Annotated in this window: 10 protein-coding genes and 1 pseudogene; 5 read left to right on the forward strand and 6 right to left on the reverse strand. The window is 53.9% G+C overall.

The annotated features are described in order from the left end of the window. The first annotated feature begins 25 nt into the window (after nucleotides 1-25). The 4 genes from FHR97_RS09765 to FHR97_RS09780 all read left to right on the forward strand — a co-directional run bounded on the left by FHR97_RS09765 (nucleotide 26) and on the right by FHR97_RS09780 (nucleotide 3,680). Complete coding sequence (locus FHR97_RS09765; RefSeq protein ID WP_183383602.1) at nucleotides 26-1,339, forward strand: MFS transporter; 1,314 nt, start codon at nucleotides 26-28, stop codon at nucleotides 1,337-1,339. A gap of 109 nt (nucleotides 1,340-1,448) precedes the next feature. After that, nucleotides 1,449-1,883, forward strand: a complete 435-nt coding sequence (locus tag FHR97_RS09770; protein WP_183383603.1) for a PAS domain S-box protein — start codon at nucleotides 1,449-1,451, stop codon at nucleotides 1,881-1,883. Nucleotides 1,884-2,069: 186 nt separating this feature from the next. Next, nucleotides 2,070-2,270 carry a PA3496 family putative envelope integrity protein gene (locus tag FHR97_RS09775; RefSeq protein WP_183383604.1) on the forward strand — a complete coding sequence of 67 codons (201 nt, stop codon included), beginning with the start codon at nucleotides 2,070-2,072 and terminating at the stop codon, nucleotides 2,268-2,270. 1,038 nt (nucleotides 2,271-3,308) lie between these two features. Further along, the gene (locus tag FHR97_RS09780) at nucleotides 3,309-3,680 is read left to right on the forward strand and encodes a histone-like nucleoid-structuring protein, MvaT/MvaU family (RefSeq protein WP_183383605.1); all 372 of its coding nucleotides are present in this window, start codon (nucleotides 3,309-3,311) and stop codon (nucleotides 3,678-3,680) included. Between the two features lie 163 nt (nucleotides 3,681-3,843). On the opposite strand, the gene FHR97_RS09785 is transcribed toward FHR97_RS09780, so the two are convergent. The 4 genes from FHR97_RS09785 to FHR97_RS09800 all read right to left on the reverse strand — a co-directional run bounded on the left by FHR97_RS09785 (nucleotide 3,844) and on the right by FHR97_RS09800 (nucleotide 7,867). After that, complete coding sequence (locus FHR97_RS09785; protein ID WP_183383606.1) at nucleotides 3,844-5,064, reverse strand: hypothetical protein; 1,221 nt, start codon at nucleotides 5,062-5,064, stop codon at nucleotides 3,844-3,846. Between the two features lie 264 nt (nucleotides 5,065-5,328). After that, complete coding sequence (locus FHR97_RS09790; protein ID WP_183383607.1) at nucleotides 5,329-6,090, reverse strand: hypothetical protein; 762 nt, start codon at nucleotides 6,088-6,090, stop codon at nucleotides 5,329-5,331. 95 nt (nucleotides 6,091-6,185) lie between these two features. Then, the gene (locus tag FHR97_RS09795; protein ID WP_183383608.1) at nucleotides 6,186-7,001 is read right to left on the reverse strand and encodes a restriction endonuclease; all 816 of its coding nucleotides are present in this window, start codon (nucleotides 6,999-7,001) and stop codon (nucleotides 6,186-6,188) included. Between the two features lie 425 nt (nucleotides 7,002-7,426). Continuing rightward, nucleotides 7,427-7,867: a hypothetical protein gene (locus tag FHR97_RS09800; RefSeq protein WP_183383609.1), complete on the reverse strand. Its 441-nt coding sequence runs from the start codon at nucleotides 7,865-7,867 to the stop codon at nucleotides 7,427-7,429. A 638-nt stretch (nucleotides 7,868-8,505) separates the two neighbouring features. On the opposite strand from FHR97_RS09800, the pseudogene FHR97_RS09805 reads away from it, so the two are divergent. Continuing rightward, nucleotides 8,506-9,647: pseudogene (locus FHR97_RS09805) on the forward strand (IS3 family transposase). Nucleotides 9,648-9,918: 271 nt separating this feature from the next. Here the strand turns inward: FHR97_RS09805 and FHR97_RS09810 are convergent. Further along, the gene (locus FHR97_RS09810; RefSeq protein ID WP_183383610.1) at nucleotides 9,919-10,581 is read right to left on the reverse strand and encodes a HEPN domain-containing protein; all 663 of its coding nucleotides are present in this window, start codon (nucleotides 10,579-10,581) and stop codon (nucleotides 9,919-9,921) included. A 48-nt stretch (nucleotides 10,582-10,629) separates the two neighbouring features. After that, nucleotides 10,630-11,451: a hypothetical protein gene (locus tag FHR97_RS09815; protein ID WP_183383611.1), complete on the reverse strand. Its 822-nt coding sequence runs from the start codon at nucleotides 11,449-11,451 to the stop codon at nucleotides 10,630-10,632. Between the last annotated feature and the right edge of the window lie 145 nt (nucleotides 11,452-11,596).

An 11,596-nucleotide genomic window follows, 5' to 3' on the forward strand; every position in this document is an offset into this window, starting at 1 on the left:
GCCATGATACAGCCAGGGAGGTTCGATGGCCCAGCCCGAGATCAGCCAGTCCCGCCTCTACGAGTGGCTCACCGGCGACGAGGACAGCCGGATGTGCCGCGACATCCCCGACGAGGCCTGCCGGGAGCAGCCGCGCAACTTCTTGCTGCACCTCTGGGCCGCGCTGGGCAACAAGCTCGCCGACGAGCTGGCCAGTGCCCGGCTGGTGCTGCCCTGGCTGCTCGGGGTGATGGGGGCGCCGCTGTGGATGGTCGGCCTGCTGGTGCCCATCCGCGAGGCCGGGGCCCTGCTGCCCCAGCTGTTCGTGGCGGGCCTGATCCGCGGCCGACCGATCCGCAAGGGGGTGTGGGTCACAGGCGGCCTGCTCCAGGCCCTGGCCGCCGCGGTCCTGGCCCTGCTGGCCCTGGTGGGGGGCGGCAGCCTCGGCGGGGCCCTGGTGCTCGGCGTGCTGGTGGCGCTGTCGCTGGCCCGCGGCCTGTCGTCGATCGCCACCAAGGACGTGATGGGCAAGACCATCGCCAAGCGGCGCCGCGGCACCCTGATGGGCTGGAGCGGCAGCGTGGCCGGCGCCGCGACGCTCGCCGCCGGCGGCGTGCTGATGCTGTTCGAGGACCGCCCCGGGGAGCTGGCCCTGGCCGTCCTGCTGGCGGTCGCCGCCCTGGGCTGGGCCGTCAACGCCCTGTGCGCGGCCCGCATCCGGGAGACTCCCGGCGCCGTCGAGGGCGGCGAGAACGCCTGGTCGGCGATCCGCACCGGCCTGCGGCTGCTGCGCGAGGACCGCGTCTTCCTGCACTTCAACCTGTCCCGGGCGCTGTTGCTCGCCAGCGCCCTGGCCCTGCCCTATGTCGCCCTGCTCGGTCAGCAGCAGGGCGGCGCGGCCCTCGGTGGGCTGGGCGTGCTGATCGTCGTCTCCGGCGTGGCCGGCATGCTGGCCAGCCCCCTCTGGGGCAAGCGCGCCGATGCCTCGAGCCGTGCGGTGATGCGTGACGGCGGGCTCGGGACCGCGGCCGGCTGCCTGCTCGGGGCGCTATTCGCCTGGTGGCCGGCGGCCTGGACCCAGACCGTCTGGCCCTATGCGCTGGTCTATGCGCTGCTGGTGATCGTGCATTCCGGCGTCCGGCTGGGGCGCAAGACCTATCTCGTCGACATGGCCGGAGCCGAGGACCGGGCACTCTACGTGGCGCTGTCGAACACCCTGACCGGGGGGCTGATGCTGGCGGTGGGCGGCCTGGTCGGCGCCCTGGCCCAGTGGCTCGGCACCGCGGCACTGCTGGCCGTGCTGGCGGCCACGGGCCTGGCCGCCGCCGCCAGCGCCCGGCGGTTGCCCGAGGTGGAGTAGCGCCGCGCCGGGCGTTGAAATCCCGCGCCCGGCTGGCCATGATGTCTCGCAACAGGGAGTCGGCGACCCCGGCCGGCACCATGACAGGCACCGCGACAGGAACGCCCTGATGAAACGATCCCCCTTGATCAGCCCGGAACTGCTCGAACGCATCGTCGATGCCTCGGCGGATGGCATCGTGGTCGCCGAGCAGGAAGGCGACGAGAACATCCTCATCTACGTCAACCAGGGCTTCGAGCGCCTGACCGGCTACAGCGCCGACGAGATCCTCTACCGCGATTGTCGCTTCCTGCAGAACGAGGACCGCGACCAGCCGGCGCTGGCCGTCATCCGCAAGGCGCTCACGGAGGGCCGCCCCTGCCGCGAGGTGCTGCGCAACTACCGCAAGGACGGCACCCTCTTCTACAACGAGCTCTCGATCACGCCCCTCTATGACGAGGACGACAACCTGACCTACTACATCGGCGTCCAGAAGGACGTCACCGAGCGTGTCGAGGCCCAGCAGGAACTCGAGCGCCTGAAGGCCGAACACGGCCTGTCCTGAGCCGCCTCCCCGCCCTCCTCCCCTCGCGGAAAAAAATGCCCGCCTGGGGGTTGCGCTTTCGCGTCACCCATCTTATATAGCCGTCAGGCGCCCACCAACCGGCGCCGGATGAGGCCTCGCGACGCGCGGGGCAATGCTTGGAGCGTCGCTCGCCGCAAGCGGCACCTGGCCATGGGAGGACTTCGCATGCGCCCCGAATCCCTTCACGACGACTTGTATGACGAGGACGACCACGACGACGCCGTCAATGACGACGACTATCGCCGTGCCCGCCCGGCCAGCCGCGCCGAACAGCTGCGCGCCCGACGGCGCCTGGAAGGCCTGCTGGAGGAACGTCGCCTGAGACGTGCCATCGAGGACGACTGGGCCCTGGACGAGGAGGAGTAGTCCCTCCGGCCGACCAGGGACGGTACTGGCCTTTCCCCTTCCCGGCCTCTATCATCGGAGGCCACCGATTCCTGCAATCCCGAACCTCCAACACTAGTGAGATTCCATGGCGCAATACACGCGTCTGCGCCATTCTCTTTTCGTTAAATTTCCATGGGCGGATGGGTATACCCCATGACAACAGGCTTTCCAGCCTACCCAAGCACTCCGCCCCCTCCTACCTTTACTCAAAACCAACATTTTCAGTTAGCTTTACCGCTTTTGGGCCAAATTTGGCTTGAAAACTTAACTTTTTGAAGGAGAGCTGTGCGACCCGGCATTTATCAAGAAACTGTCTCATTTGAGTTCACTTTAGCCGCTTCTTTTTCCGGATCAGCTAAAGTGGCCTGAAGCCCCGATCCGGGTTAAGCGACACAGTGGCACCTCGCATGCTGCAGTTGGGAATGCTTTAAACTTTATACGGAATCATTTTCCATAACACAGCTATGGGTTATGTGTTGGAAAAGACTGTGTAACCTATAGGTCGAGTAAGACCTGTCGGTAATGGCTAGAAAAGCTGACTTGGTAGTGAGGTTGGGCTTCGCGACCACTCTCATACGGAGCTGTAAGGAGATCACTCTCCAGAAGGCCAAAGCTGACACTCGACACGTCATCAGCTCCTCCTTTACTACCTGCTTCGCCGTGCGACTGATGAGATCTCGATGAAAGATTTTCCACTTGGGTCAGTACTGCTAAATCATCTGGGAGGTCCTCCGCAGTCCGCTTCGCAAAGCGCTGAAGAGTGGGCTCTGCTAGCATGAACAGCCAAGCGTGATCATCGTTCTGTCCTATTCTCCTTAACACCCTTCCCAGCACTTGACGATAGTGAAGGCTTCGGGCTTTACTGATTCATGCCCGGGTTGAACAGTGTGAAGTGACCGCATGAAGTGCGAACGACTCAGTTAATCTTCCTCGGCCATTGACCTCGACGCCATCATAGCTTGATTTATGTTGCATTCTTCCCCATAGTTGAATCATCCATTCGCAAAGAGAGATCGTATGTCCATACTAGCTTCCTACATGCAGAAGGAACAGCAGCTAAAGCAGCTTCAGGAAGAGCTGGATAGGCTAAAGAATGACGACCGCCTCAAGGCTGAGCTTCAGTTTAAGGATAAACTGGAAGCTCTCATGCGCGAATTTGACAAGTCGGCTTCAGACGTCATCAAACTGCTTGACCCGCAACAGGCAGCGGCCAGACCCTCCAGCACCACGAACACGGGTCGCGCCAAACGCAAGCTGAAGATCTATAAAAACCCTAATACTGGCGAAGTCGTAGAGACACGCGGCGGCAACCAGAAAACACTAAAAGTGTGGAAGGATGAATACGGTTCGGACACCGTTGAAGGGTGGCTGGTGAGAACAGAGGATTAAAACCACGCCCTGCCCATCTAAACATGTGGTTAGCAGGGCAGCTTTCGGCCAAGAGCGGCCGTTCAGTGGGCTCTGATATAACGCTGCCAGCATGCGTGCCTTCTTAGTGGAGGCGAAGCCGCAACGAAAAAGTGGTCGCCATGCCTGTCTTTGTTAGACATTTTCATTCAGTAAGCTCACGCCTAATTCTGTCACGCGCTACCGATCTTTCTTTTCGCAAAATGCTCTGCATTTCCGTAGGTTTGTCATCACTAACCTGTATAAAATATTCAGCCGCACCAATAGGATTGCATTCAACTTGCTCTGATAAATACTTCAATCTATCAGGGCAACCACCTATGCCAGGATTAACAATAGTGAGCTTCCGTGATCCTGACAAGGACAACCAATCCACTATGTTTTCATCTATGTGTTTATCCCCAAAACTGTAGCCAATACAAACAAGAGCATCGGCATAATTTAAACTACCCTTGAAAAGAGAAAGAAATTCAGATGGAGCTATTTGGCTCAGTTTTTTTGTAAACTTATGCGCTCCTGACAAAAGGGTTTTGCGCAAAAACTGAATCCTTCCTTGTTCATCTTCATAAACATTTTCGTTCATGCACGCGACGCCATCACGCACCGCTATATCTTGATTTATTTTATCTATTATTTGAAGTTGGTGAGCAAAGGGTGCTGGATCATGTTCGACAGGCTTAATCTTCAAGTAGTTAAGCTCATCATTTTGCCCAAATAAATCTAACCCTCCATGTAGCTTTATTAAATTAATACCATATTCGCCATGCTTATGAAAATCATAGCAATTACTTTCGATAGATGCTCTGCTCAACCTTTCAAACGGAATTTGACGTAAAACTCCATCAGTGCTCTTCATGGGAATACTGACTTCTTCATTGAAACCTGACTTTATAGGGATGCCTGCTGATGCCGCCAGCATTTCAATAATGCAGTCATGGTTTAGTGAGAATATCCAAAGCGGATTATTCTCTTGAGCTAGTTTTTTGATAGCAGAAAAATCATCAAGTGCGTTCAACGCGTAGTCAGTGTTTTTTACCTGCCTTTCCATTAGCAGGCCATATACAGCCTGAAGAAGAAAGCCAAGAGCAGCGTGATAGTCTTGCCTTTTACCTTCATTACGCTCTCTAGAGAACTCTATCTCTAAAGCTCCTATGATATGTTCGTAATGTAAGTCTTTATTACCTAATAGAATTGCGACGCGGGAAATAACATCCTGATTCCATCCGCCGCCTTGAGCTTTCCAGCCTTCATTAAACGAAACAATTCTCTCAGGTGTTAGACAGCGCCTCAATTCTGCGGTCAACTCCCAGACAAGGGGCATTCCGCAATCGTAAGCCGCGCCCGCGCCAATGAATAACGCTTTCATCTGATTTAGCACCCATGATTGCCTAGCAAGTATTAGTCGGAACGCTCTGACATTGATTGAGCGTGCCTTCTCATTCAAGTCGATAAACGTGCCGGCTGTCTTTCCGGAATGTCCACTCAGAGTCGGAAGTGATCAATCAGCATAGACTAAAATTCCTCGTTCGGCCAGAAGCGGAAGTTCAGCGGAAGCTAGTGTAACGCCGCCATAGAGCGCGCGAGTTTGCGAGCGTCGGGCGACCGAATGGGAGAGAATTTAATGGCTTGGTTAGGTAGCGCTTTCACTCAAATTTCCTTCTAGGAATTTATCCATCCATTGCTTGATCTCAGTACCCGGAGAAAAAGCATACCCCTTGCCTTCAACTTCCACCCAATATCTCGGCTTTGACACCAGGTCAAAGAAGACTAGTTCAGTAGTAACATAGGTCAACCATATTGAAACTCTCAAGAAACCAAAGTTTGCGTTAACCGCCTCATCTCTTTCGGTATACTTGGTAATCGCGTTGATATTTCGATGTAATTCTGCGACGTGAGTAACTGTATTACTTAAGTGTCCGTACAACTCACCTATTGGTGGAATAGCCTGCTTCGCTGTCGTGACGCACTTTGTAGATTTTAGTTTTCCATCTCTAAAAACATCAAGGTCTTTCGGTCGCATCTTTACATGTATCACAACGGAGACTAACTCAACAATAGATCGCATTAGTACAAGGGGAGAAAGCCTATGCCCAGAGCGAAAGTTTTGAAGGGCTGCAATGTAAATATTCAGGGCGTTAAGCAATAACACACTACATTCTTTCTGAAGCTCGTCTCCTCGTATGGACGCATTTAAAATTACTCCCGACACTTCTCCAAAAATCTCACTCAGTTCATCAACTTCGGTTTTGAATAGATTGTCGAAGGATCTTTCGATATCTGGGCAATCTCTCGTCAACTGCTTCCATATCATATCTTTGGTTGTAATGACTACATTTTCACTCTTCAGGTCTAGAGTAAGCGAAGCAATTTGATCCTTCAGCTTTTCATCCATAATATGGCTTACACTCCATTCGCGGGAAAGCGTACATAACGCCAGGCTGATCGTGCGCGGCGCCCGAAGGGCAATGCGTCCGATCGAGCCGTTTGTTAGGTGTCCTTGGAACTGTGAGGGATGAAGACAAGGTGCCCTCCCTCCTCCTGCCGATTGATGAACATAAGAGACCCCGAGAAAGTACCGGAATCAATATCTGCCGTGACGACGTCAGTGAGCGCATCACCGGCTGCCTCGTCGCGATATTGCATCAATCGGTATGGAACCAGCTCAGAGGTAATCCGATACCAGACCGTAACGAGAGCCCTCGTTGCCGGGACAACCGCGCCAGACTCCTTGCTCCGCAGCCGGAATCCCTTCAGTTCCACACGCAGTTTGATAGAGGCCTCCTCGACGGGCTCTGCGTCGTGGGGAACATGCTGTTCGATGAAGCGACGGGAATGGCTGGTGAAGACGGACGGATCGATGACCGCAGCGGTTTCATCAAGCACCTCCATGTTGGGGCGGTCTACGACACCCTCCTCTTCAGGAATGAGGGTCCAGTTGTGCCGAACAAGACTCCGAGTAGTGATGGTTATGCCGGGCGCGAGCATCCAGGCAAAGCTCTCGGCTTCGGCGAGGTCCAGAAGCCGAATTCCAAGAAACTTTGCCTTCTCTCGAGCCGTGCGTGTAAAGCCCTTGGCGGAGACAACGATTCCCTGGTTGATTCCCGTATGTTCACATTTCTTCGCGAAGGCTTCGAGCGCGGGCACGCCGACAGGACGGGATAGGTCTCTACATTCAATCGCGACTACCAATGTGTGGTGAGACGTTGAAAGTGTGACCACGACGTCATGTTCACGCATTCTGCCCGTTACTCGATCCTTGATGCGCTTTGGGGATTCGACGACTGCGTCAGTGTCGGCGGACAATGACCTCTCGATTGCTTCGACAACTCTCTCCAACGCCCTCCCTTGCCTCCAAGACACTGCGATGACCTCCAATACGTATTAAATTGCCTGCCCTATGCTTGGATAAACGTGCCAGCGCACTTATTTGTACGATACCGCACGTCTCCCGTTCCCTAACCCACTGAAATAGCAAAATATTAAGTATAGCTCGACAGCATATTACCAATCATCGCGCTTGCTGCATAATACGAATCGAGGTGCCCGCTGCCTATGTCGACATGTCCGCTTAGGGTCGTCAACTGCCTCAGCCATCCCATCAGCGTAGACTGAAGTTCCTCACTCGGCCAGAAGCGGACTATCGGAAAGTTCTCATGTAACTTCAAAGCACATGGGACAAATTTTCGAGCGTCCCACCACCTCTTGCGGTAGTGTAGTGCTGCGCCTTGTTATGTGTCCGGGCTAAGAACCTCGATTTTGAACCTTTCCATTAGAGGGGTTTCTTCCTGGGTCAACTTCCAATAGTTTGAAATCGCACGATCGATGATTTCAGCGGCCTCAAAATCCACACTGAAATGTAGACCACCGTCATCAGAGTAATGCTTTACACGGTTTCTATAGTAATTAGCTATGTTCGCAACCTCTTTTCTGGCCTTTTTATCGTTAGCGTCAACACCCAGAAGCCTGAGAGATCCATCGATGAGGTCATTTAGAACATGGGTTCCGTCTGCCTCACCAACCATTTTTCCCAGGATTTCCTCAGCCGCTCCTGCCAGAGTAATTGAGGATATAAAGTCTTTTTCATTCAGAAAAAGAGAAATAGCCCTGTCAATCTGCCTCTCGGCAATCTCTAAGTAACTTAATGATTCCGTAATGACTTCTACTTTCATATTTGTATCACGTAAGGACAGTGGTGATGGGCGCCAACGGAGCGCAGCGTAGTTGGCGCCCCGTTGACCACCTTGTTAAGTCTCTCGTGCCAAGAGGCGCGTGATATGATCAAATGCAGCCAGCTTAGCTTGATCCTCCGTTTTGTAGTTCCTTCTACTGTGCTGAACAAGGGAATTATCTTCCGAACTGACTGTAGCTGCCCAACCTGTACCACGGTGATAAACGGTAACTCGGAATCCATCGGCTTTTATCCACGGGTTACCTTTTGCTGAATTCTTCCATTTTCTCGAAAGCCACCGCTTCCTTTTACCTGCGCGGCTTTTCATGGACGATTCCCTTGTCCTAGCCGCAGCAACGTCACCCTCCATGTGACCGGCACAGATGCAACCAACTTCTAGAACTTCTGGGTAGTTGAGATGCTCCATATGGTGGACGTACCGAATCGTCTGTGATTCACACATCTCACACTCTACCTGTGGCTCACCGAGATCTTCGATGTCGACGCACTGCCAACCTTTATGGGGCACACCAGCCTTCGACCACTTTCCCCGGCCAGATGCTACAAGTTGCTCCTTGAAGTGGTCCAATTGGAGCGGACACCCCGATAAGCCTCATAATGGAGGCAATGGAGGTGTTCATGACCAAGAAGACTCGACGTCGGTATTCCGATGAATTCAAGGCGGATGCGGTGAGCCTGGTGACGGAGCAGGGGTATTCCGTATCCGAGGCCGCCCGGCGCCTGGGGGTTGACCGTAGCCTGTTGGACCGTTGGTGCCGCAAGCACCGTCAACAGACGTCAGACGCCTCGAGCCAGCCAGCGGATGATCGCGACGCCGAGATCAAGAAGCTCCGCGAAGAGGTTCGTAAGCTACAGCTTGAAAAGGATATTCTAAAAAAGGCGGCGGCCTTCTTCGCCAAAGAGTCGAGCTGAGATACCAGTTCATCGAGTCGGAGAAGGCCACCTATCCCGTGGCCTTGCTGTGTCGGGTCATGCAGGTCAGCCGGAGTGGTTTCTATGCCTGGCGACGGCGTGGCCCTGATGACCATCGTCAGGCCCTGCTCCGCGAGGTCAGAGAGATCCATCGCCGGAAGCGCGGCAGCTACGGCAGCCGCCGCATGGCCGAAGAGCTGCGACGTCGCGGCTACGAGGTCGGCCGTTACCAGGCCCGCAGCCTGATGCGGGAAGCGGGCGTAGAGGCACGGCAGAGGCGACGCTGGCGCCATACGACCGACAGTCAGCACACCCTGCCGGTGGCGCCCAACCTGCTGAACCGCCAGTTCGCGGTGGCGGAGCCGAACCGGGTCTGGGTGGCCGATATCACGGCGATCTGGACGCTGGAAGGGTGGCTCTATCTGGCGGCGGTGCTCGACCTCCACGACCGGCAGTTGGTGGGCTGGGCGATGGCGGACCACATGCGCACGCAGTTGGTACTGGACGCCCTAGAGATGGCCGTGGGCCGCCGGCAGCCCGAGGAAAGACTGATACATCACAGCGACCGCGGCAGCCAGTACGCGTCGCATGACTACCGATCCACGCTGGATCGGCACGGGTTCCAGGCCTCGATGAGCCGCAAGGGGAACTGCTGGGACAATGCCGTCATGGAACGCTTCTTCGGCTCACTGAAAAGCGAGTGGCTGGCTGACCAGAGATATGGGTCCCGCCAGGCAGCACGGCGTGAGGTCGTCGAATATATCGAGATGGAGTACAACAGCTGCCGGCTCCACTCGACCCTCGGCTACCAAACGCCGAGGGACATCGAACTGGCAGCTGCGGCTTGAGAATGTGTCCGCTCTCACTTGACCAGAACACCTCTCGATTCTGGGCTGGCATGTAGGAGTCCTCTTTGAGCGGCTTAACGAGGATGAATGCGCATGCTGCCATTGCATCATGGCAGCTTTGGGTCGTCGACTGCCGCATCAGGTTCATCAGCATAGCCTAAATTTCGGCGTCAGGCCAGAATCGGACTTTCAGGTCATTCTGACATAGCGCCTAGCGAAACAGAGCGGTGTTGGAGCACAAGCGGAAAGGCCGATCCGGTTGACGCTGTAATTAAAGGTCAACTTCTGGCAATCGCCTAGCGCGCCATGGCTTACGCTGGAGCGAAAGCATCTTCTTGAGGTGACACGAAATATAATCATCGGTCTCAACAACTGTGTAATAAATGCGATTTTTATACCAATCCAAAGTTCCTATAGGAATATATTCTGCATCCCTACCTCTATGCGCAACTTCTCCCCTAGCTGATACGATTTCATTAATACCATCTGGGCCGATAGACCATGCTGCTGAAATGTTTTCGACTCCTAAATAATGTTGCGCAAGGACGCCCAACTGCTCACTCTTCGGGGTATTTAAGCGTGCCACTTCTCTTTCCGCGGCCGATTTTAGAACGGCACCCCACCCATCGTTACACAACGCTAAAGCAGACAATTCGTCTTTTCCCGAATTAGCTTCTTTAACCAGCTTTTTCTTTACACTCACTGGCAAAACACTTGGGTCCTCACACTCGGAAACGACTACGTCGGTTGACTCCTTAATTACATCTTCAAAGTAGAGTTCCCACGCAGCGCAAAGCATAACGAGCCCACTTCTCGTAATATGCCCCAGTGCTCGTCGCCCGCGACCATCCGGGTTAAGCTCATCATGCGCCTGCTGAAGGCGCTCGACATCTTCAAGATTCCAAATGAATTGCTGTAGAGAGCTTGAGGGCATACAGGACCTTTAAAAAAGAGATCATTTGAGTTTTAAGGGCGCAAGCTTTTAAAAGTCGAGCGTATCGTCTTGCTGTACGTCTACCGACATTTCTGAAGGAATGCTCCGGATGATATAGGTTCCGCAATCAATTGCATGCCTGATTACCTCCTGGGGACATCCGGCAACACCATGTACATCACTTGCATTCCTTCGGAATGCTCCCATCACATAGGCAGCCTGATTTATTGCGCCTTTATAGTTGCTCCACAACTTGTTAACTTCATAATCATCATTCATGACCTGTTTGAAACGAAGCCTGTAGGTGCTTTCCAGAACCGCAAAGGAACGAGATACTCTCTGCTGATATGAATCATTATGGGGGTCGCCAACCCCATGTTTTTCGTAAAGCTTATTTGTTACGCTATCCAGTGCGCTACAGACAGCCGTCATAGCACCAGAATGGTCTCCCTCACCAAACCTTTTGTACGCATTCTTCAGCAAGATTCTAACTTCTTCTGAAAATTCATGCACTGCATCATCTACCTGAAAATCAACAGGTCGCAACTGGCAATCAACGACTGTCCATCCAAACCGCTCGGCACACACCGAAACATGGGATGCCATCCGTGAATTTTGCTCGATCATCACCAAGATCAGATTTTGAATCGCTCTGGCCGGATCAGGCTCTTTTTCAATCAAATTGTCGACAGCATCAAGAAGTTCACTTTTTGTAGCGCCTTTTTCCGGCAAAGATTTCTGCTGAAGATGGGACAGCTTTTCTACAGGCAAAGCAGCGGCTGCTACTACATCCTTAATCCCATTAAAAGTAAAGCCTTCTTTGACGATGGGTCGCAGCGCACGCCAAATATTCCTTATATCAGTTTTCATGTTGCTCCATTACGTACAACAGAATTAGACTCACAAACCAATAATACGAAAAGCGTGCCGGCACGCTTTTCCATATTATACCTCATACCATTCCTCCCTAGCCTACTAAGGAATCGTACAACCAGATAAAACTTGGCTATAAAAC

Source organism: Halomonas stenophila, assembly GCF_014192275.1.
Classification (GTDB): Bacteria; Pseudomonadota; Gammaproteobacteria; order Pseudomonadales; family Halomonadaceae; genus Halomonas; species Halomonas stenophila.